We start from the raw sequence: 23,437 nt of genomic DNA, 5'->3' as shown, positions 1-23,437 counted from the left end.
TTTAATGGAATAAATGGGGTCAGAGTCGTGACTCCATTTATTCCATTAAATCCCTACATCACATACGAAGAACGAGAAAACACCTGAAATTATAAAATAAAAGTGCCCGCAACAGCGGGCACTTTTGGGTATTGCTTAACGGCGTAAGCCTAGCTTTTTAATTAAGCCTGAATAACGCTCAACATTTTTGCTTTTCAAATAATCCAGTAACTTGCGTCGCTGATTTACCATACGAATAAGACCACGACGTGAGTGGTGATCTTGTTTATGATCAGAAAAATGTTCTTGTAGCTTGTTAATATTGGCAGTCAACAAGGCAACCTGTACCTCTGGAGAACCGGTATCACCCGCTTCAATTTGATTGTCTTTAACAATAGCTGCTTTTTCTTCTGCACTTAGTGCCATAATACTTTCCTCTTTAGTTTAATATGCAGAGAAATAAGTGAGGTCAGATACACATTTTGTACATTTTAAATACAACAAAATGTGTATCTGACCCCACTTATTTCTCTATTTATGGCCTACCCGTGCATATTTACAGGTAGGTCAAATACTGACGCGTTAGCGTTTAACGACTACTCTTTTGGGTGCTAATTGACCTTCTGTCAATTCCGCAATACCCAAAAAATCACCACTATCACTACAGACGCGCACAATACCACCTTCTTCAGCAGAACGGTAGGCTTGCGTGCTCATCACTCCCTGCCCTTGACGGAAGTAGTCACCCATTTCATCCGAGATGGATACTTGGGGAATATTTTGTACCGGCGAATCGGTGGGCAGCAATAAATGATCTAAGGATTCTGCTTCACTTTCACCTCGCAATGCTGTTAAAGCGTCGAGGGAAATACTATCTTCTTCATTAAAAGGGCCTGCTGAGCGCCGATGCAAGCGTGACACGTGAGCACCAACCCCTAACATTTCACCCAAATCTTCAGCCAAAGAACGAATATACGTTCCTTTACTGCAATGCACCTCTACGTCAACTTCCACTTGCTCACAACCTAAACGGCAAGCAGTTACGCGATAGTCATAAATTGTGACCTGTCGAGGCTCACGGGGAATAACTACACCTTCTCTAGCCCATTTATAGAGCGGTTTACCTTGGTGCTTAAGGGCAGAGTACATTGAGGGGATTTGACTGATTTTACCAGTGAAGCGGGGAATACAAGCATCAATCTGCTCTTGTGTTATTTGCCGAGCATCTTGAGTGCCAACGACACTTCCGTCACAGTCTCCGGTTTCAGTTTTAACACCTAGGCGAAATGTACTACTGTAGCGCTTATCAGCATCTAGCAAGTACTGAGAGAATTTCGTCGCTTCTCCGAAGCAAATAGGCAGCACACCGGTAGCTAGGGGATCTAAACTCCCCGTATGGCCCGCTCTATTGGCGAAAAAGAGACGCTTTGCTTGCTGAAGAGCGTCATTTGATGTCATGCCTGTACTTTTATTAAGTAACAGAACACCATCAATTGGGCGTCCCCATTTTGGCCGTCTTCCCACGTTATTACACCCTTAACTTACTGCGTATCCGAAGGAGTTGAATCACCGTGGGTCGCATCTTCTGCAATTGCTTGATCGATAAGGCTAGAAAGTTGCTGGCCTTTGACAGACGTTTTGTCATACACAAAGCGCAGCTTAGGCGTCACTCGAATATCTAATTCTTTAGCCACTATACCACGGAGAAAACCTGCCGCATTATTGAGCACAGCAGCAGCTTTCAAGCTTTCATCTTCGGAATCACGTCCAACGAAAGTTACGTAAATTTTGGCGTGAGCCATGTCTCGAGTAACAGTCACATCATTAATATTAACCATACCAACACGCGGATCACCGACTTCCTGACTAATAGCCGTCGCTAAAATGCGCTGGATAGCATCTGCAATACGGTCGGTGCGTGAAAACTCTCTTGCCATAATAACTTACGCCAACTCGCGCTTAACTTCTGTCACTTTATAGACTTCGATTTGGTCACCTACTTTTACATCGTAGTCTTTAACGCCGATACCACACTCCATCCCGTTACGGACTTCATTCACGTCATCTTTAAAGCGACGCAGTGACTCAAGTTCACCTTGATAAATCACAACGCTATCTCGCAGTACACGAATAGGTTCGTTACGATAAATGGTTCCTTCTGTCACCATAGACCCCGCAATTTGACCAAATTTCGGCGAACTAAAGACTTCACGAACATCCGCAATACCAACGATCTCTTCGCGTAACTCAGGTGACAACATGCCTTCTAGAGCATTCTTCACATCATCCAACAATTGATAAATAATGCTGTAATAACGAATTTCTATGCTTTCTGCTTCGGCTAGTTTTCGGGCAGTACCATCGGCACGCACGTTAAAGCCAATAACAATGGCATTAGTAGTGAGCGCCAAGTTAATATCATTGCCCGTGATACCACCAACACCAGAAGAAATAACATTAACCTGCACTTCCTCGTTACCAATATCGGCCAATGCGGCAAGAATCGCTTCTAGCGAACCACGCACATCCGTTTTAACCACAACAGTCAGTACTTTCTTCTCACCTTCGCCAACACTGGCAAACATATTTTCTAGCTTAGCGGCTTGATGTCGCTTGAGCTTATCTTCTCTTTCACGCTCAGCACGATGCTCTGCAACTTCTCGAGCACGTCGCTCGTCAGGTACAACAACAAACTCATCACCTGCGTTTGGTGGAGAATCTAATCCTAACAACTCAACAGGTGTTGATGGGCCGGCTTCGGTAACAGATTTACCTAACTCATTTGTCATTGCTCTAACTCGGCCAAAACTCTGACCCGCCAGTAAAATATCACCACGTTTTAATGTACCGTGCTGAATAAGTACTGTAGCAACAACACCGCGTCCTTTATCGACTCGCGATTCGACAACAACACCTTTACCCGCTGCATCTTTAACCGCTGTTAGCTCTTGCAGTTCAGCCTGTAGCGACACGCATTCAAGTAGCTTATCGATACCTTCACCGGTATGAGCCGACACGTTCACAAATTGCGTATCACCGCCCCAGTCATCAGGAATAACGCCTTTAGCAACTAACTCATTTTTCACACGATCAGGATCGGCACTTTCTTTATCGCACTTATTGACGGCAACAACGAGAGGCACTCCAGCAGCCTTCGCATGAAGAATAGCTTCTTCTGTTTGCGGCATGACACCATCATCCGCCGCAACAACTAAGATAACAACATCGGTACATTGCGCCCCACGCGCACGCATAGCAGTAAATGCTGCGTGGCCCGGAGTATCTAAAAAGGTAATTTCGCCCTGTTCGGTCTGCACACGATACGCACCAATATGCTGCGTAATACCGCCTGCTTCACCTGCAGCTACTTTTGCTTTACGAATATAGTCTAGTAACGACGTTTTTCCGTGGTCAACGTGACCCATAACGGTAACAACCGGCGCACGAGATACTTGATCACCCAAGGTTTCTAAATCTTCTACCAGCTTTTCTTCGACGGCATTACCGCTAACCAATACTGGTGTGTGACCAAGCTCTTCAACCACTAACTGAGCAGATTCCTGATCAATAGGCTCATTAATCGTTGCCATAACACCCATTTTTATGAGTTCTTTAATCAACAGCGACGCCTTAATATTCATGCGCTGTGCAAGATCAGGAATGGTGATCATTTCTGGAATTTGTACTTCATGAATCATTTTAACGGTCGGCTTTTTGAATCCGTGACTATTAGATTTAGATGAGCGAACACGGCGACGCATAACGCTTTCATCTTCATAATCATCAGACAATCGTGACAAATCGACTTTACTACCCGATTTCTTAGGTCCAAGTCCCTTATTACGTACCACTTTTTTACGTGGCGCTTCTTCAGAAAATCCAGCATCGCCTTTTTCTTTTTTACGGCCATGCTTACCTTTCTCTTCTTCTTGTTGAGCCTTAAGTGCTTGAGCCTCAATAGCCGCTTGCTTTTGCTTAGGATCTTCGTCTTTTTTCTGCTGTTGCTGCTTAGTTTTTTCAGCCGCTTTTTTAGCTAGTAATTCTTGGTTACGCGTCTTTGACTCTTCATCCGCACGGCGGCGTGCAGCGGATGCTGCCTGTCGCTTCAGTTCGATATCATCAACCAGAACCGAGCGTACAGTTTTTACCTCTTCTACCTTTTTCTCAGGCTCGTCTGCAATAGTTTCTTCTATTTCTTCGCTAGGTGCCTCGACAACTTCAGGCTCAACTACAACCTCTTCTTGCACTACCTCTGCTTCGGCCTCAACCTCAAGCACCTCATCCACCGGTGCATCAACACCTTCGTTGTCGGCAGCTTCTTCATCACGTTTGACATAAGTGCGCTTTTTACGCACTTCTACGTTCACTGTTTTGCGGCTGGAACCGGTACCTGTTTTAAGCGTGCTTGTTGTTTTTCGCTTAAGTGTGATTTTTTTTGGTGCAGCGGTTTCTTCGCCATGACTTGTTTTTAAATAAGCCAACAACACTTTTTTCTCATCGTCAGACACTAGTGCGTCTGCAGACTCGTGGGATAGACCCGCATCTTTCATCTGCCCGAGCAATCGATCAACGGACGCGCCGACCAATTTAGCGAGATCACTAACTGTTACATCTGCCATTTTATTTCCTCAATCAATTACTCGCTGGTTTCACTTGAAGCGAACCAGGGCTCACGTGCCTTCATAATTAGTGCCGCTGCACGCTCTTCTGTCATACCATCGATATCAATAAGCTCATCGATCGCCTGCTCGGCTAAATCTTCCATCGTCACAACACCACGCTTTGCTAACACTGCAGCAAGAACATTATCCATGCCCTCCATTGTTAACAAATCTTCTGCGGGCTCAGCGCCCTCAAGCTCCTCTTCTGACGCTAACGCTTTTGTTAGCAACGCATCTTTCGCTCTAGAACGTAGCTCATTAGCAATATCTTCATCAAAACCATCAATCGCAAGCATCTCTTCTAAAGGAACGTAAGCAACTTCTTCAAGACTAGTGAAACCTTCTTCAACAAGAACACCAGCAATATCTTCATCGACATCCAGCGACTCCATGAACAACTCCATTTGGCCGCCCGCTTCTTCTTGCTGTTTTTCTTCCCACTGCTCAATGCTCATGACATTGACTTCCCAGCCGGTCAGCTCTGATGCTAAACGTACATTCTGGCCACCTCGACCAATAGCCATTGCGAGATTATCTTCAGCAACAGCTACATCCATCGAAGCGGTTTCCTCGTCAACAACAATGGATTCTATTTCGGCTGGCGCCATTGCATTAATAACAAACTGCGCTGGATTATCATCCCATAAAATAATATCAATACGTTCGTTTGCAAGCTCATTAGACACTGCTTGTACACGCGCACCGCGCATACCTACGCAAGCACCCACTGGATCGATTCTGCCATCATTCGTGTTCACTGCAATTTTAGCCCGCGAACCCGGATCTCGAGCAGCACCTTTTAACTCAATGATTTCCTCAGCAATTTCTGGCACTTCGATACGAAACAGCTCAACCAGCATCTCTGCGCTAGCACGGCTTAAATAAAGTTGCGGACCTCGCATTTCACTGCGCACTTCCATCAGCATGGCTCTAATGCGGTCACCCATACGGTAAATTTCACGACCGACAAGCTCTTCACGAGGCAATAAACCTTCAGCGTTATTCCCTAAATCAACGATAATATTATCGCGAGTCACTTTCTTAACCGTGCCGCTAATCAAATCGCCAATTCTATCTCGATACTCTTCGACAACTTGTTCACGCTCAGCTTCACGCACTTTTTGCACGATAACTTGCTTTGCCGTTTGCGCCGCAATACGGCCAAAGTCAACATTTTCGACTTGTTCTTTATGAACATCACCCGGCTTAAGATCCGGATTTTGCTCTATCGCTTCTTCTGTGGTGAACTGCGTACCCAGCAAGGCCAACGTATCATCATCGACCACTTCCCAACTACGAAACGTTTCATACTCACCCGTTTTTCGATCGATAATCACATCTATCGTAGAGTCTTCGTCATAGCGCTTTTTAGTAGCAGTGGCCAAAGCCAGCTCTAATGCCTCAAAAATAATTTCTGCATCAACACCTTTCTCATTGGAAACCGCTTCAGCAACTAACAGTATTTCTTTGCCCATGGTTGTGCCTCTTAACTACACATCACAAAAAATTTAATAGATAAATATTATTTCTACTTCACTCGAACGTAGGAATAATATTCGCTTTATCAATTAACTCAACTGGTAATAAATATTCTTCTTCATCAACACGTAATACGACATCGTTATCTTCAACGCCAGCAATAATGCCAGAAAAATTTTTACGTTCTTCAAACTTTCGACTTAATTTTATTGATACCTTCTCACCCACTGAACGCTCATAATGCGCCAAACAAAATAAAGGTCTATCCATACCAGGAGATGAGACTTCCAGCGTATAATGGCTTGCGATAGGATCTTCAACATCTAATACGCTGCTCACTTGGCGACTAACTTTTTCACAATCATGCAAACCTACACCCGAATCTTTTTGTGACGACTGAGAAGGCGCTACTTCATTGCTACTTTTCGCTGTAGCACCGTCATCGCTATCAGAAACCTCTTGCGAACATTTTTTTTCAATACTCTTTTCAATATAGATACGTAACGTCGCTTGCCGACCCTGCGTTAAATATTCCAAGCCCCACAGTTCGCAACCCAAGGCAGTAACGACTGGCTCAATAAGCGCTGTCAATTTATCTTGTACTGACGACATGAAAAACCTAAACCTATCAAAATGGCAACACAGGTTGCACTATGCATATTTCAAAAACAAAAAATGGGCACGAGGCCCACTTTGCAAGAAAACTGTTAACAACATATGACACAGCTTTTAACTATTAATAGTAAGGAATCTAATGCCCGCACCAAAAAATAGATATAAAAAAACCCCAATAAGGGGCTTCTACATTATCTATCAGCCATTAAGCTAAAAGATATAATACTGTGAAAAGGGATTCCCCTCGCGCCTGTATAAACACTTAGATTTAAACAAACGTAATTGGTAGCGGGGGCTGGATTTGAACCAACGACCTTCGGGTTATGAGCCCGACGAGCTACCATGCTGCTCCACCCCGCACCGACATAAAAAGTAACAATTACTTTTTAAACAAGAAGTTTTACTAAACTTCAAAAAACTAATGATTGATTGCTCAATCAAGGGTGCGCATTATAAGGACGCCCCTCGCTTTGGTCAAGATAAAAAACGTTAAATATCAAGTTATTAAACGTTTAGTTAAAGATGGTGCCCAAGGCCGGACTTGAACCGGCACGGCTTACGCCACTACCCCCTCAAGATAGCGTGTCTACCAATTCCACCACTTGGGCATAATTCTGATTAAGGCCGAAATCGACCACATAATACGACAAGCAAAGCAGCTGTTATTGCTGAACCGCAGGCTCTAATTCTTCCACTACCGGCTCTTCAACTGAAACCGCCGGCAATTCACTTTCTTCCACAGCATTTTCGGCAGCAAAAGGAATTTCTGACTCTTGCACTTGCTCAGCCGCCGAAGGAATGCCATCAACAGTGCCAACCTGTGTATTTTCTTTGGCAATAACCGCCAAACCAAAACTCGTCGCAAAAAAAACAAAGGCCAATACCGCGGTAGCTTTAGCGAAAAAATTACTTCCGCCCTGACTACCAAAAACAGTTTGAGAAGCGCCACCACCAAATGAAGCACCAGCTTCCGCACCTTTACCCTGCTGCATTAAAATCAAACCGATGATTGCCAAAGCAACCAGCAAGTGTATGACTGTAACTATTGTTTCCATTACTTTTACCTTACTAAATTTAGTTTAGACCGCCACTATTAAAACGCTGATACTATATCGAAAAAATCTTTTGCCTTAAGTGATGCACCGCCAACCAAAGCACCGTCAATGTCTGGCTGTTCGAATAAAGTTTTTGCATTATCAGGCTTTACGCTGCCGCCATATAACACACTCACACTATTAGCAGCATCGCCCAACTGCTCGCGAATAAATTGATGCACCGCCTGAGCCTGCTCTGGCGTTGCCGTTAAACCAGTGCCAATAGCCCAAACTGGCTCATAGGCAATAACGCAACGAGATAAACCTTTATCGCCCAATACGTTCTTTACTGCGAGAAGCTGCTCACCAATGACACTAAACGCTTGCTCAGACTGTCGCTGCTCCAAGGTCTCACCAACGCAGATCACCGGCGTTAAGTTATGCTGGAGTAGTGCCAGTGCTTTTTGGGCTACCAACAAACTACTTTCTTGATGATACTCCCTACGCTCTGAGTGACCAATAATCACGTGACTACATCCCATATCAGCCAGCATAGACGCCGATATTTCACCGGTATATGCACCATTAAGATGCACACTGACATCCTGTGCACCCACCTGCAATACAGAACTTACACCAGCAAATTCTCTTAGTTGAGCAATGTAAACAAAAGGAGCACATATCACACAATGCGCATCTACCTCCGCGGCAGAGAACTGCTCCATCAGCGCGTTTAATAACTGACCGTTAGCTCCTGCGGAACCATTCATTTTCCAGTTACCAATCACTAAGGGATGACGCATGATATACCTTTTAAAACCACTCAAAATAATTTATAGCCCGCACCTATAGATTCACTACCCAGCGCGGCGCGCAATAGTATCTGACTTGCTTACAAGTTACAAGATCAAGCGCAAGCCCTACGAATAAGGGCATCAACGAATGGCAAACACAACATTGGAAATTTATGCTGATAAAGACTCACTAACCACGTCGGCCAACTCTTTTGCCAAACGGCCAACTAATACCTGGTCCTCTCCCTCAACCATGACGCGAATGAGCGGCTCGGTACCTGACGGGCGCAACAATACTCGCCCCTTATCCGCAAGCTGCTGTTCTGCATTAGAAATAGCCACCTGAATTTCATCAATCTGGCTAAGATCAACTTTTTGCTTAATACGAACATTGATCATTTTTTGTGGCATCTTGTGCATACCGTGCTTAGCATCAGCGAGCGGAGCATCTAAAATACCTAACGCATAGACAACCTGCAAAGCAGAAATAATGCCGTCACCAGTGGTAGTCACATCACTACAAATAATATGGCCAGACGACTCGCCACCCAAAGACCAATTATGCTCTTTCATTTTTTGGATAACATGGCGATCACCTACATTGGCACGCACAAAAGGAATGCCGAGCTTTTTAAACGCCAACTCAAGACCATAGTTGGACATCAAAGTACCGACTACGCCATTACACCCTTGCTCTTTGTGGCATGCACTAGAAATAATGTAAAGCAACTCATCACCATCAACGATTTCACCATTGCCATCAACAAAAACAACACGATCTCCATCGCCATCGAAAGCAATACCTAAATCCGCATCAATCTCTTTAACTCGCGCCTGCAATTTTTCCGGCACCGTTGAACCACAACTTTCATTAATGTTGAACCCATCTGGCTCAGCATGAATAACATCAACCGTAGCGCCCAATTCACGAAAAACACTCGGCGCTACTTGGTAAGTCGCCCCATTAGCGCAATCAAGAACCACCTTCAAATTAGACAGATTCATACTGCGTGGAATCGTACCTTTGCAAAACTCAACGTAACGACCCACAGCATCATTAATCCGCCTTGCCTTACCTAGATGCTCAGCGCTTGTCATGACATTGGCAAGTTCGGCTTCTATTGCCGCTTCTACAGAATCAGGCAATTTAGCGCCCTTACTACAGAAAAACTTAATGCCATTATCATAATAAGGATTATGAGAAGCGCTAATGACAATACCCGCTTGCGCCCGAAAAGCCTGCGTCAAATAAGCGATAGCCGGTGTTGGCATAGGACCCAAAAGTCCAACATCGACACCCGCATTGATCAACCCCGCTTCCAGCGCAGACTCAAACATATAACCGGAAACACGCGTATCCTTGCCAATCAAAATAAGCTTGGCACTATCAGCCTCTTTAGATAGCACGCGACCAGCCGCCCATCCCAGCTTCAACATAAAATCTGGAGTGACAGGATGTTCTCCCACACGCCCTCGAATACCATCCGTACCAAAATACTGTCTAGACAACCAACTTACTCCCTACTCAACAACTCACTTAATTAATAGATACACTCACAGATATTTTCAGCAGCACGCCGAAAAACAATCCATCAACAATTAACAACACAAAAAGTGGATAAAAATCGATCAAAAAGAAAAGTCGCTATTTTATACTTCTGACAAAGAAGCGCAATCGGTCACTGCAATAAAACTGTCAATAATGTCACGCGTCGCACGAACATCATGCACTCTTAATATGGCAGCACCGCGCTCGAGCGACATTAAACCCAAAGCCAAGCTAGCGTACAAACGCTCACCAACATCACGGCCCAACAAATGATCAATCATCGACTTTCGCGATAGCCCTACTAATACAGGACAACCTAAACGGCTCAATTTTTCTAAATAAGCGAGTAACAATAAGTTATGCTTCAGCGTCTTACCGAACCCAAAGCCTGGATCAATGCAGAGTTTACTCAACGCTATACCGGCATCAACGCACGCCGCTATTCGACTCTCTAAGTAAGTAGCTACGTCATCTACGACCGCCTGATAACTCGGTGACTGCTGCATAGAGCGCGGAGCCCCCTGCATATGCATCAAGCACACAGGCAATTGAGACTCGACTACCGCATCAATTGCACCAGCACGTGATAATGCGCGCACATCGTTAATCATGTGCGCCCCCACTGCTGCCGCTGCCCGTATAAGCTCAGGCGAACTCGTATCAATAGACACTGCCAAGTCTGTCTCTGCCAGCGCCCACTCCACCACTGGCAGCACTCGATCCATCTCTTCTTGCACGCTAACAGGCTCGGCTCCTGGACGGGTTGACTCGCCGCCGATGTCAATAATATCCGCACCTTCATTCACCACCTGCTCTAAGCGCAACAGCGTCGCTTCACGATCTACCTTTTGGTTTTTATAGAGTGCGCCACCATCAGAGAATGAATCGGGCGTTGCATTAATAATCGCCATCAAACGAGGCTGCTCAAGTTGCAATTTAGGATGGACTGAGAACATAAACAAATAATACTTTATAGAGTAAAGGAGTAGATATTAAGGCTATAACTAAAAAAGCCTTCGTATCAACGAAGGCTTTTTGTAAGACAGGGTGTTTTATACCTCGTTTGCAGGACCACCTATCGGCTTATCAGAAGCACCATCGGAAGATCCGCTTGCCGCCGCGCCATCATCATTCGGCGAGTCGTCGTTATTGTGCCAGTCTCTAGGAGGTCGCACTTTACGACGAGCCATGAGGTCATCGACCTGCTCAGAATCAATTGTTTCATATTCCATCAATGCATCTTTCATTGACTCTAGAATATCGCGATTATCTTCCAATAATTTCTTGGCCGTCGCATAGGTTTCATCAACTATACGCCTTACCTCTTCATCAATAGACTTTGAAGTAGCGCCAGAATAGTTCACATTACCTGCACCCGGCATACCGGAATCATCTTCACCATAATGTAGCGGCCCTAGCTTTTCTGATAAGCCCCACTTCGTCACCATGTTATTGGCTAATTGGGTAGCTCTCTCAATATCGTTGGATGCGCCGGTGGTCACCCCTTCAAAACCTAGTGTTAGCTCTTCAGCAATACGCCCACCAAATAGAGAGCACAGCTGCGACTCAAGCGCACGCTTACTCAGACTGTATTTATCTTCTTCTGGCAGAAATTGCGTCACACCCAAAGCACGACCACGAGGAATAATCGTTACCTTGTGTACTGGATCATGCTCAGGAACAAGACGACCAACAATAGCGTGACCCGCTTCGTGATAAGCCGTATTTTCTTTTTCTTTCTCGCTCATAGCCATATTACGGCGCTCAGCACCCATCAAAATTTTATCGCGTGCTTTCTCAAATTCTTCGTTAGTGACTAAACGGCGATTAGCTCTAGCGGCAAATAATGCGGCTTCGTTAACCAAGTTCGCTAGATCAGCACCAGAAAAACCGGGCGTTCCTCTCGCTACAATAGAAGCATCAACCTTGTCAGACAAGGGAACTTTGCGCATATGTACTTTCAGGATTTGTTCGCGTCCACGAATATCCGGCAACCCCACATGTACTTGTCGATCAAAACGGCCGGGGCGCATCAGCGCCTTATCTAATACGTCGGGGCGGTTAGTGGCCGCGATGACAATAACGCCATCATTAGCTTCAAAACCATCCATTTCGACAAGCAATTGGTTAAGCGTTTGCTCACGCTCATCATTACCACCGCCATGACCGCCTCCACGGTGGCGACCAACCGCATCAATCTCATCAATAAATATAATACACGGCGAATGCTTTTTGGCTTGTTCGAACATGTCACGCACACGAGAAGCACCAACACCCACAAACATTTCGACAAAGTCTGAACCCGATATTGAAAAGAACGGCACTTTGGCCTCGCCAGCAATAGCCCTGGCAAGCAAGGTCTTACCCGTACCCGGCTGCCCCGCCATAAGCACACCACGAGGAATTTTGCCGCCTAAGCGCTGAAATTTACCGGGGTCTTTCAGGAAGTCGACAAGCTCTTGCACCTCTTCTTTTGCCTCATCAACACCCGCTACATCAGCGAAACCGACATTAATTTGATCTTCACCAAGTAAGCGCGCCTTGCTTTTACCAAAGCTCATTGGCCCACCCTTACCACCAACACCGCCTTGCATCTGGCGCATAAAAAACATAAACACGGCAATAATAATGAGTATGGGAAAGCTCGCCACGAGCAATTGACGCCACAGGCTAGCCTCTTGAGGCTCTGGCGCCTTTACTGCTACACGGTTATTCAACAAATCGTCCATCAACTTATCATCACGCACCTGCGGACGAACGGTACGAAATTCTTTGCCGTTGACGGTTTTACCTTTGATGGTGAGTCCATCGATTGAGACCTCACTCACCCGTCCATTTTGAACTTCTGTAACGAAATCGGAATAATCCAACAACGTATCTTGACTGGGTTTATCAAACCCCTGCATCACTGCCAAAATAACAGCTGCAATAACCAGCCACAACACAAGGTTTTTTGCCATATCGTTCAAAAGACTATCCTCAAATTATACTTTCGCCACACAGGGGCGGGTCACACGGACCTATTTATTTAACCCAATTAATCTAGCACTCTAAACTAGCCAACTTCAATCATAACCATGAACTTATACGTACTGGCTTGCAGGCTCATATTACTCATTTTTAACGCTTAGCCCTTAAAGCCTGTCGCCACCCAATACACTTCGCGCGAGCGTGCACGCGATGCATCTGGCTTACGGGTCACTACACGGGAAAAGTGCGTACGGGTTTGCGCCAATAATTCGTCAAAACCCTCACCCTGAAAGACTTTAGCAACAAACGCACCACCATCGCTTAATGTATGGACTGCCATATCCAATGCAAGTTCGACTAGATACATGGCGCGCGGCTGATCAACATCCGCCATACCACTCATATTGGGTGCCATATCGGAAATAACAAGGTCTGCTTTAAAACCTTGCATCACTTGCATAATCTCCTCAAACACACTGGCTTCAGTAAAATCGCCCTGTACAAAGTCAACACCGGCAATGCCGTCCATCGGCAAAATATCTGAAGCAACAACCGTACCGTTATCCCCCACCAACTCAGCCGCAACTTGCGACCAACCGCCTGGGGCAGCACCAAGGTCGATAATGGTCATATTTTTTTTGATCAATCGATCTTTTTTATTTAATTCTAGCAGTTTATAGCTCGCTCGAGAGCGATAGCCATCTTGCTGTGATTGCTGCACATATTTGTCCTTAAAGTGCTCATCCAACCAACCCTTACTCGATTTTGAACGTGCCATAGCTTTACTCTTTTTCTCGCCGTCTACTTTTCGCCTATCTCTTTCGAAATAGTAAAGCGTTCGCTTTTTCACCTAAAAAAAATTAGAATGCCGCCTTAGAATCGGAAAGGTCGATTTGCAACACACCTATTAGCAAAAACAGGATATCCACGCAGTATGCCACTTAGCAACGAGCAAAAGAAACAGTATCGCAGTATTGGACATGACTTAAAGCCAGTAGTGACTGTTGCCAATAACGGTCTTACAGAAAATGTGCTAAAAGAAATTAACCGCGCGTTAGATGATCATGAATTGATAAAAGTGAAGATTGCCATTAGCGATCGAGATAGTCGATCAGAAGTCGCCGATGAAATCAGCCAACAAACAAAAGCCATTCAGGTACAGCAAATAGGCAAAGTTGTTTTACTCCTTAGAGAAGCAAAGAGACCTAACAGCAAGCTCTCCAATATTCGTTAACACAAACTCAATAAATCACCGCGTTTACACATTTCAAGAGCGGGTAAGCGCGATGATAATTCCAACAAATAAAAAGGAAGCTATTTGCCGGAAAAGAGCGAGCCAGCAACCGCTACAGGTGCTTTACACTCTCTATTTCGTATTCAACTTCACCCGCAGGCGTTTTAATCGCAACCTCATCACCTTCAGACTTACCAATTAAGCCTCTAGCGATAGGGGAGTTCACCGAAATTTTACCTTGCTTGACGTCAGCCTCATCATCACCGACGATTTGATAAGTGACTTGCTCATCGGTATCTAAGTTCAGTAACTCAACAGTTACACCAAAAATTACGCGCCCTGTATGCGCAATAGTGGTGACATCAATCACTTGCGAATTAGACAGCTTTCCTTCTATTTCTTGAACGCGGCCTTCGCAAAAACTTTGCTGTTCACGGGCCGCATGATACTCAGCATTTTCTTTTAAATCGCCATGCTCACGCGCTTCAGCGATTGCTTGCACAATGCGTGGACGCTGAACTTTTTTCAGATCATCTAACTCAGCCTGCAAAGCATCAGCGCCTTGCTTGGTCATTGGAACGGTACTCATTCTATATCCTATTCTCTAATCTGTTCTATCAATATCATCATGCACTTTGCGAACACTAACCTAAACGCTGATGTAAACTTTGCACGCTTCTTACTTGCTCTTCATTACCGAAGCGTAGCGCTTGGCTAACCGCATCACCGCCAGCCAATGTGGTGGTGTAATACACAAAGTGGCTTTCCGCACTTCTACGAATACTCGATGAATCTTTAGTGGCTTGACGACCCTCAGTGGTATTAATGATCAAGGATATTTGATCGTTTTTAATCATATCAACAATATGAGGGCGGCCTTCTGTTACTTTCTTAACAACTTCGACCTGTAGACCTGCCGCAGCCAAGACATTGTAAGTGCCCTGCGTAGCCACCAACTCAAAACCTTGCTCGGCAAGCGAACGAGCAACATCAACAATTCCTTCTTTATCGACATCTCGAACACTAATAAAAGCGCGGCCGCTGGTAGGAATTGTATCACCCGCACCTTTTTGCGCTTTACCATAGGCTTCTGCAAAGCTATCGCCCACGCCCATGACCTCACCGGTCGACTTCATTTCTGGCCCCAAAATAGGATCGACAGCAGGAAATTTATTAAACGGGAATACCGCCTCTTTTACACTAAAGTAATCAGGCACAATTTCTTGAGTAAAGCCTTGAGCCTCTAAACTAACGCCAGCCTGACAACGAGCAGCGACCTTCGCCAACGACACACCGATACACTTAGAAACAAAAGGCACGGTTCGCGATGCGCGGGGATTAACTTCAATCACATAAATTTGTTCATTCTGATAAGCCAACTGAACATTCATTAGACCAATAACGCCTAACTCAATGGCCATTTTTTTCACTTGCTCACGCATAGCGTTTTGCACATCTTCAGGCAATGAGTAAGGCGGCAAAGAGCAAGCTGAATCACCAGAGTGAACACCACATTGCTCGATATGCTGCATAATGGCGCCAATCACCACTTGTTTGCCATCACTCACGGCATCGATATCCACTTCGACTGCAGCACTTAAAAAGTGATCGAGCAATACCGGCGCATCATCTGACGCCTGTACCGCTTCAGTCATATATGTTTTCAATTCTTTCAGGTTATACACAATTTCCATTGCGCGGCCACCGAGCACATAAGATGGGCGCACGACAAGGGGATAGCCCACATTATCGGCCTCTGCAATGGCTTCTTCGGTAGAGCGGACAATCGCATTAGATGGCTGTTTTAAACCCAAATTAATAATCATTTGCTGAAAACGCTCACGGTCTTCAGCACGATCAATCGCGTCAGGTGTTGTACCAATAATCGGCACGCCTTCTGCTTCAAGGTCACGAGCAAGTTTAAGCGGGGTTTGTCCACCAAATTGCACGATCACACCTTTAGGCTTTTCTTTGCGAACAATTTCTAGCACATCTTCCAACGTGACTGGTTCGAAGAATAGACGATCCGACGTATCATAATCTGTTGATACGGTTTCGGGGTTGCAGTTCACCATAATGGTTTCATAACCATCTTCGCGCATCGCTAAGGCTGCATGCACACAACAGTAATCGAATTCGATACCCTGTCCAATACGGTTAGGTCCACCGCCGATAACCATGATCTTATCTTTATCCGAACTCTCCGCTTCACACTCTTCTTCATAGCTGGAATACATATAAGCCGTCGGCGTTGCAAATTCAGCGGCACAAGTATCGACGCGTTTATAAACTGGTGTGACACCTAAATTATGGCGATGATCACGTACTGTTTTTTCGCTAATTTGTAATAGATCAGACAAACGCTTATCAGAGAACCCTTTACGCTTGAGCGCCCACAAGGTGTCTTTATCTAAATCGGATAGGGCACTGTCAGACAAGAGCGACTCCAGATCAATCAGCTCTTTTATTTGCACCAAAAACCATGGGTCAATCGCAGACGAATCAAAAACCTCATCAACCGTCATACCTGCACGGAAAGCATCACCTACATACCATATACGATGAGCACCCGGCGTAGATAGATCGCGACGAATGCTATTAATCGCATCATCAGACTCAAGATCGACAATCGGCTCAAAACCTGCGGAACCCACTTCGAGGCCGCGCAATGCTTTCTGCAATGACTCTTGGAACGTGCGACCAATCGCCATTACCTCACCCACCGACTTCATTTGGGTGGTTAATCGCGCATCGGCATCGCCAAACTTTTCAAAGGTGAAGCGAGGAATTTTTGTGACCACATAATCAATGGTTGGCTCGAACGAAACTGGCGTTGTTCCGCCTGTAATATCATTTTGCAACTCATCTAAGGTATAACCCACCGCCAACTTAGCGGCTACTTTAGCAATAGGAAAACCGGTAGCCTTAGACGCCAACGCTGACGAACGAGAGACGCGCGGATTCATTTCAATCACGACCAAACGACCGTTTTCAGGGTTAACCGCAAACTGTACGTTAGAACCGCCCGTTTCAACGCCGATTTCACGCAATACCGCAAGCGAGGCATTACGCATAATTTGCAATTCTTTATCGGTTAAGGTCTGCGCTGGTGCAACAGTAATCGAATCGCCGGTATGAACCCCCATTGGGTCAAAGTTTTCGATAGAGCAAATAATGATGCAGTTGTCGTTTTTATCACGCACCACTTCCATTTCATACTCTTTCCAACCCAATAGCGATTCGTCAATTAACAGCTCATTAGTGGGTGACAGGTCAAAACCACGCTGACAAATTTCTTCAAATTCTTCTCGGTTATAGGCAATACCACCACCCGATCCACCCATCGTAAATGATGGACGAATAATAACGGGATAACCAAATTTATCTGGCACACGTAGCGCTTCTTCCATGGTATGAACAATGTCGGCACGCGCACACTCAAGACCAATTTTTTTCATCGCCTTATCGAAAGCGTTACGATCTTCTGCCTTGTGAATGGCTTCGTAGTTCGCACCAATCAACTCAATATTGTACTTTTCAAGCACACCATGCTCATGCAATGCTAACGCACAGTTCAGCGCGGTCTGACCACCCATGGTAGGTAGAATGGCATCGGGGCGTTCTTTTTCGATAATACGCTCTACCGTCTCCCACGTAATAGGCTCAATGTAAGTGGCATCAGCCATTGAGGGGTCGGTCATAATCGTGGCAGGGTTAGAGTTTACTAATATAACGCGATACCCTTCCTCTCGTAGCGCTTTACACGCTTGCGCACCGGAGTAGTCAAATTCGCATGCCTGACCTATCACGATAGGCCCTGCACCGAGAATTAAAATACTATTTATGTCTGTTCTTTTTGGCATGTCTTAATTTCACTGTCGAATGTATCGAATATCGGGTTTGCTCAATCATCTGATGCGCAGCACCAAAAATAGTGCTGCACAGCGCTAACGCTGTTCATCCATTAGCGCGATAAAGTGATCAAATAATGGTGCCGCATCATGCGGGCCCGGGCTTGCCTCAGGGTGCCCCTGAAAGCTAAATGCCGGCTTATCCGTTAGGTGAATCCCCTGAAGAGAACCATCAAAGAGTGATTTATGTGTCACTTTGACATTCGCAGGCAATGTGGATTCATCTGCGGCAAAACCATGGTTTTGGCTAGTAATCATTACTACACCGGTTTCGGTATTTTGCACCGGGTGGTTACCACCGTGATGCCCAAATTTCATTTTCACCGTTTTGGCGCCACTGGCGAGCGCCAGCAACTGATGACCTAAACAAATACCAAAAATCGGCACACCGGCCTGCAGCAACTCTTGAATAGCTGCAATAGCGTAATCACAAGGCTCTGGGTCGCCAGGGCCATTAGAAAGGAATACGCCATCGGGGTTCATCTCTAATACATCTTGCGCTGATGTCTCTGCAGGCACAACGGTGATATCACAGCCACGGTCAGCAAGCATGCGTAAAATATTACGCTTAACGCCATAGTCATAAGCCACGACCTTATAACGTGCCTGACCTTCGCCCAACTGACTAAACCCTTGCCCGAGATTCCAAGAACCCAAGTCCCAACGATAGCTCTCTTTGGTGGATACCTCTTTCGCAAGATCCAAGCCTTTTAAACCCGAAAAGGCTTTCGCTGCCGATAACGCATCATCTTCGCTAATACCTTCGCCCGCCATAATACAGCCACTTTGCGCACCCTTTTCTCGCAATATACGCGTGAGTCGACGCGTATCTATACCAGCGATACCAAGAATATTGCGTGTTTTTAAATAAACATCCAGCGATTGCTTGCTGCGAAAGTTACTCTCTAACAACGGTAGATCACGAATAACCAGACCAGACGCCCAAATGTTTTCACATTCTTCATCTTCTTGGTTAACACCGGTATTACCTATATGGGGGTAGGTCAAGGTGACTATTTGCTTGGCATACGATGGATCGGTAAGAATCTCTTGATAACCGGTCATTGCCGTATTAAAAACGACTTCGCCAACCGTTTGGCCATCGGCACCAATCGCCGTACCGCGGAAAACGCTACCGTCGGCCAGCACCAAAATAGCGGGTTTGTCGCAAGCAAGCGCTTGCTGAATGGGTTGTAGGGCACCCGTTGTCACGCAACCTCCAAAGTGAATAAGGCAGGCTTGCCATCGCCCTTTGCGAAATATACTCGCGTGCAGGCAACCGGACTCAAACACTTTAGTGTTTGGCCCACCTTATTTCATGTAGTAATGAATAGATAAAAGCTATAAAAAAGCGAGATGAACAACGTGCATTGACTGCCATTGCGTTACATCTCGCTTTAATCCGAAGACCTAGATTAAGTAGTGACAATATCTATATAGATAGACAAACACCACAACTCGATTGCCGAAGAAGGCTGCCGACGCACCATAAAGTGCTGCGATTAAGGTTTCGTTGATTGGGACGTGATTGTACGGTAAAGGCATAACAACGTCCACAGGGAAACTCTTCAGAGGCACAACTTTTTAGAGTAACTTTACCGCTTATTAACGTACCCCAGATTACAACGGCAGCCTTGCCTCTACACGTAAGCCTGAACGACCATCGGGGCGAGCACAAACGACAAACACACCTTCGTGCATATCAACAATGCGCTTGGCTAACGATAAGCCCATCCCCATTGACAGCGACGACACATCATCGCCTTCTTGGGGAGCATTCAGAGTTCGATATGGCTGCAACGCTTTTGTAATATGATCCATCGACAAACCAACACCATCATCTTCAATCACCAGCGAGACCTGAGCAGCGTCGCCATTGAACGCTGGCTTATTTTCTGTAAAAACCGAACACGTTACAGGCTCACCGGCACGAGCATATTTAGCTGCATTACTTATGATTAACGAAAAATACAATTGCCACATCTCAGCATTACCTTTCACATCACTAAGGGCGGATACCGACAGAGAAAAATCAGGATGATTAGCTAACAACTGCTTTAAACCAACCTCAGTCTGGGCACGCTGACAAGCCAGCGCTAAATCGCACGTATCGGATAAGCCATCAACACCATGCAACTTCGCGTACTGGGAAAACACCTTAAGCCTTTTCTGTGCAATCTCACCCTCAGAACGGATAAGCGCTAACCAATTCAACGCTTTTTCATCCAAGCTATCGCCATATTGCTCAATTAACAATTTGGAAAAGCCTGAAGCTGCACGCAAAGAGCTCCCCATATCATGGGATAGTGTGCGCATCACTGCTTGCAAATACTTCTCATCAACTGACATCTCAAGACTACCCACACTCATTGATATTAAATCGACAACTACACCTTTGCAGAATCGTCGGGCTTAGGCAAACGGAAGAAAAACGTAGAGCCGCTACCCTTTTCTGATTCGACCCATAATCGACCACCGTGGCGCTCTACCACTTTGGTACAAATAGCGAGCCCCACGCCGGTGCCTGCATATTCGCTTTGCCCATGTAAACGCTTAAACACATCAAATATTTGTTTTTGATAACGCGGCTCAATACCAATACCATTATCTTTAACCGAAAAACACCAAAAGCCATCACCAGAATCCGTCGCACTAATGTGCACCTCTGGTTTCACACCCGCCGCTTGATATTTCAACCCGTTATTAATTAAATTTTGTAACAATTGGTACAACTGCGTTTTATTACCACTTAACATCGGCAAAGGATCGTATGTCACTAATCGCTGATCATCGTCGAGCCCTATTTGCAAATGCTTTTTAACCGCCTCGACTAATTCTTCTGCGCTAACGTCCTCTAACACTTGAGTATCATTTTCTAAACGAGAATATGCCAATATATCGGCAATTAGCACTTGCGCTCTAGCGGCACCATCAACAATAAATTTAAAATAAAGCTCAGCTTTTTCATCACCCTCTAAAGAGTCACCCATATGCTTTTGTAAGCGTTCAGAGAAGCTACGAATAATTCGCAACGGCTCTTGTAAATCATGAGAACAAATAAATGCAAAATGCTCCAAACCCTCATTCGACTTAGCCAAATCATTAATTAATTTTTCTCGCTCTATTTCTTTTTGCTTACGCTCAGTAATATCTTCAACAGAGCCTGCCATACGAACAGGCTCACCTTTTTCATTCCACAACGCCTGCCCTTCTGCATGTATCCATATATAACTACCATCAATTTTTTGCATTCGGTAATCGACTTTATAAGGCCCTTCATTTTTCAAGTGCTTATCAAGCGCATCCAAAACATACGGCCTATCATCTGCATGCAGGAGATCAGAAAAATCCGCTAGCTCACCATTAAATTCGGTGGTCACACCTAACATTTCCTTGAAACGATCTGACCAGTAAAGCTCTCCACTTACCGTATCATAATCCCACAGGCCCACGGAGGAACCTTTCACCGACAATTCATAACGCTGCTCACTTTTTAACAAATCTGTTTGTGCTGTTTTTATATCGGTAATATCACTCGCCACACCCAAAATAAAAACATCACCATACTCATCATAAAACCGCACCTTGGTAGTTATCAGTGTACGAAACTCGCCATCTGGAAACAGTAGCGACTCTTCCACTTGAGACAATCCATCCTTAAATGCTTTTCTATCGTTAACTAAGAATGCCTCTCTTTCATCTTCACGATACGACTCCAATGTCGTTGTCCCTATCACCTGATTGCGCATATCACTAGGGTATACATTTAAAAATGCTTTATTGGCCTGAACAATACGAAATTTCTCATCTTTAACAAACAACATATCCGGCACATTATCAAACACTACCTGCTGAAAATTAAACATAGTGCGGATATTTTTTTCTGCGAGCAAATTCTTTTCTTGCTCCTCTAACAAATGAGAATTAGTTCTTGCTAGCGCTTGAATAAGATCCTCTTGCTTTTTTTCATTCTCTTTACGGAAAGAAATATCTTTCATAAAACAATGATGCCCACTTAACTCACCCACATCGTCATATTCGGCAACCAGCGTAACTTGCTTATAAAAGATCTCCCCTTCTTTGTTAATACCTCGTGCTTCCGCTGTGACAATTCCGTCGTTTAACATTGTTTTATAAGCATTTTCTAAACCGGGCAAGTCTTCTGGATGAACCGTAATCGCCCACTGCTTTCCTTCTAACTCTTGTGGCTTATACCCTGCTATACCCGCATAAGCATTATTGACTGCCTGATAACAACCTGACGGATCAATAAAAGAGATACCCTCAACGGCTTTTGACACTGCATTTTGCAAACCGGCCAGTTTAATATAAGGCTGAAGAATCACTTTTCGACCAATTAAAAATAGCGCCAAACACATAACAACAGCCGAAATTCCAGCCCCTAATAAAAAGCGAAAAAATAAATACTTTTTACGTTCGGCCACTTCTTGACTACTAGAAATATGGGTTAATGCAATACCATAAGGCTCAATAATTGCTGTTTTTTCACTCGGAGATTTTATCAGTTCCATTGAGGACGCTATGTTTTTCCCTGCCAAGGAATATCGAACTGCTGATTCTTCCGGCAATAACAATTCTTCTGAATAAATACGATTGGGCGCTGCATTGATACGCCCCACTAATACACCCTCACGACCGTTACGATAAATAATCGGTACAGCTAGTTCAAATATTGGCGTCGTCATACCGGAATCTGTCTTTCTTGATTCCACTAGGCGAACTACACTATCAACGCCTTCACTCAGTAATGGCTGCACCCACCCATAAGAATTATCCGCTTCGTTTTCAGCAATCAAGACCCTTGCATTAATGTCAATAACTGCAAGTTCTGGATCTTCACCCAGTACACGTACATCATTGACAAAGTCGGCTAGTGCTGGCGTATTGTTAGCAATCAACGCAGCGTTAGTTACCAATGGTGATGACGCAATATCATTAAGCAAGAGAACACGACCATCAATATATGTTGAAAACTTTAACGCATAACTATCTAACGTTTGCGCTTCCGATTTTTGCTGTAACGCATCAAAACTATCATTCACTAAAGGGATAAGAAATAAGGAGATCACTGCAAAAAACAAAACCGATGAAAAGCCCACAAAAGCAACAAACAATCTAACTATAGATTGTTTACTTTTGGATATCTCATCTACGGATGAAGGCATAAAATTCTCGTCTATTTATAGCGGT

18 protein-coding genes and 2 tRNA genes are annotated in these 23,437 nt (G+C 44.9%); 1 reads left to right on the top strand and 19 read right to left on the bottom strand.

Features of this window, described 5'->3' with window-relative positions; all coding sequences use genetic code 11:
• Positions 1 to 135: 135 nt before the first annotated feature.
• From rpsO to rlmE, 14 genes are all read right to left on the bottom strand, one after another.
• Complete coding sequence (gene rpsO, locus ACZ5O6_RS01915; RefSeq protein ID WP_447092247.1) at positions 136 to 405, bottom strand: 30S ribosomal protein S15; 270 nt, start codon at positions 403 to 405, stop codon at positions 136 to 138.
• Between the two features lie 156 nt (positions 406 to 561).
• The gene (gene truB / locus ACZ5O6_RS01910; RefSeq protein WP_447092246.1) at positions 562 to 1,503 is read right to left on the bottom strand and encodes a tRNA pseudouridine(55) synthase TruB; all 942 of its coding nucleotides are present in this window, start codon (positions 1,501 to 1,503) and stop codon (positions 562 to 564) included.
• 17 nt (positions 1,504 to 1,520) lie between these two features.
• Positions 1,521 to 1,916: a 30S ribosome-binding factor RbfA gene (gene rbfA, locus ACZ5O6_RS01905; RefSeq protein WP_447092245.1), complete on the bottom strand. Its 396-nt coding sequence runs from the start codon at positions 1,914 to 1,916 to the stop codon at positions 1,521 to 1,523.
• Between the two features lie 6 nt (positions 1,917 to 1,922).
• A complete protein-coding gene (infB, locus tag ACZ5O6_RS01900) occupies positions 1,923 to 4,598 on the bottom strand; it encodes a translation initiation factor IF-2 (RefSeq protein WP_447092244.1) in 2,676 nt (891 codons plus the stop codon).
• 17 nt (positions 4,599 to 4,615) lie between these two features.
• Positions 4,616 to 6,115, bottom strand: a complete 1,500-nt coding sequence (gene nusA / locus ACZ5O6_RS01895) for a transcription termination factor NusA (protein ID WP_447092243.1) — start codon at positions 6,113 to 6,115, stop codon at positions 4,616 to 4,618.
• A gap of 58 nt (positions 6,116 to 6,173) precedes the next feature.
• The gene (locus ACZ5O6_RS01890; RefSeq protein ID WP_447092242.1) at positions 6,174 to 6,731 is read right to left on the bottom strand and encodes a ribosome maturation factor RimP; all 558 of its coding nucleotides are present in this window, start codon (positions 6,729 to 6,731) and stop codon (positions 6,174 to 6,176) included.
• Between the two features lie 286 nt (positions 6,732 to 7,017).
• Positions 7,018 to 7,094 (bottom strand) — tRNA-Met (locus tag ACZ5O6_RS01885).
• 163 nt (positions 7,095 to 7,257) lie between these two features.
• Positions 7,258 to 7,342 (bottom strand) — tRNA-Leu (locus ACZ5O6_RS01880).
• A 54-nt stretch (positions 7,343 to 7,396) separates the two neighbouring features.
• On the bottom strand, positions 7,397 to 7,789 hold the full coding sequence (gene secG / locus ACZ5O6_RS01875; protein WP_447092241.1) for a preprotein translocase subunit SecG: 393 nt from the start codon (positions 7,787 to 7,789) through the stop codon (positions 7,397 to 7,399).
• A gap of 38 nt (positions 7,790 to 7,827) precedes the next feature.
• Positions 7,828 to 8,571 carry a triose-phosphate isomerase gene (tpiA, locus tag ACZ5O6_RS01870; protein WP_447092240.1) on the bottom strand — a complete coding sequence of 248 codons (744 nt, stop codon included), beginning with the start codon at positions 8,569 to 8,571 and terminating at the stop codon, positions 7,828 to 7,830.
• A 162-nt stretch (positions 8,572 to 8,733) separates the two neighbouring features.
• Positions 8,734 to 10,071 carry a phosphoglucosamine mutase gene (gene glmM / locus ACZ5O6_RS01865; RefSeq protein ID WP_447092239.1) on the bottom strand — a complete coding sequence of 446 codons (1,338 nt, stop codon included), beginning with the start codon at positions 10,069 to 10,071 and terminating at the stop codon, positions 8,734 to 8,736.
• 141 nt (positions 10,072 to 10,212) lie between these two features.
• Positions 10,213 to 11,067, bottom strand: a complete 855-nt coding sequence (folP, locus tag ACZ5O6_RS01860; protein WP_447092238.1) for a dihydropteroate synthase — start codon at positions 11,065 to 11,067, stop codon at positions 10,213 to 10,215.
• A gap of 96 nt (positions 11,068 to 11,163) precedes the next feature.
• On the bottom strand, positions 11,164 to 13,071 hold the full coding sequence (gene ftsH, locus ACZ5O6_RS01855) for an ATP-dependent zinc metalloprotease FtsH (RefSeq protein WP_447092291.1): 1,908 nt from the start codon (positions 13,069 to 13,071) through the stop codon (positions 11,164 to 11,166).
• Between the two features lie 167 nt (positions 13,072 to 13,238).
• Positions 13,239 to 13,859: a 23S rRNA (uridine(2552)-2'-O)-methyltransferase RlmE gene (gene rlmE, locus ACZ5O6_RS01850; protein WP_447092237.1), complete on the bottom strand. Its 621-nt coding sequence runs from the start codon at positions 13,857 to 13,859 to the stop codon at positions 13,239 to 13,241.
• 156 nt (positions 13,860 to 14,015) lie between these two features.
• Between rlmE and yhbY the strand changes: the two genes are divergently transcribed.
• Positions 14,016 to 14,315: a ribosome assembly RNA-binding protein YhbY gene (gene yhbY / locus ACZ5O6_RS01845; RefSeq protein ID WP_447092236.1), complete on the top strand. Its 300-nt coding sequence runs from the start codon at positions 14,016 to 14,018 to the stop codon at positions 14,313 to 14,315.
• 112 nt (positions 14,316 to 14,427) lie between these two features.
• Here the strand turns inward: yhbY and greA are convergent, their stop codons facing one another.
• From greA to ACZ5O6_RS01820, 5 genes are all read right to left on the bottom strand, one after another.
• Positions 14,428 to 14,904, bottom strand: coding sequence for a transcription elongation factor GreA (greA, locus tag ACZ5O6_RS01840; RefSeq protein WP_447092235.1), 477 nt, complete (start codon positions 14,902 to 14,904; stop codon positions 14,428 to 14,430).
• Positions 14,905 to 14,959: 55 nt separating this feature from the next.
• Positions 14,960 to 18,178, bottom strand: a complete 3,219-nt coding sequence (carB, locus tag ACZ5O6_RS01835) for a carbamoyl-phosphate synthase large subunit (RefSeq protein WP_447092234.1) — start codon at positions 18,176 to 18,178, stop codon at positions 14,960 to 14,962.
• Between the two features lie 84 nt (positions 18,179 to 18,262).
• A complete protein-coding gene (carA, locus tag ACZ5O6_RS01830) occupies positions 18,263 to 19,438 on the bottom strand; it encodes a glutamine-hydrolyzing carbamoyl-phosphate synthase small subunit (protein WP_447092233.1) in 1,176 nt (391 codons plus the stop codon).
• Positions 19,439 to 19,846: 408 nt separating this feature from the next.
• Entirely contained in the window at positions 19,847 to 20,596 is a 750-nt protein-coding gene (locus tag ACZ5O6_RS01825; protein ID WP_447092232.1) for an ATP-binding protein, read from the bottom strand.
• A gap of 17 nt (positions 20,597 to 20,613) precedes the next feature.
• Positions 20,614 to 23,412, bottom strand: coding sequence for a PAS domain S-box protein (locus tag ACZ5O6_RS01820; RefSeq protein ID WP_447092231.1), 2,799 nt, complete (start codon positions 23,410 to 23,412; stop codon positions 20,614 to 20,616).
• Positions 23,413 to 23,437 lie beyond the last annotated feature (25 nt).

It is taken from the genome of Eionea flava (assembly GCF_055393785.1).
This window is presented reverse-complemented; position numbering and strand designations above follow the sequence as displayed.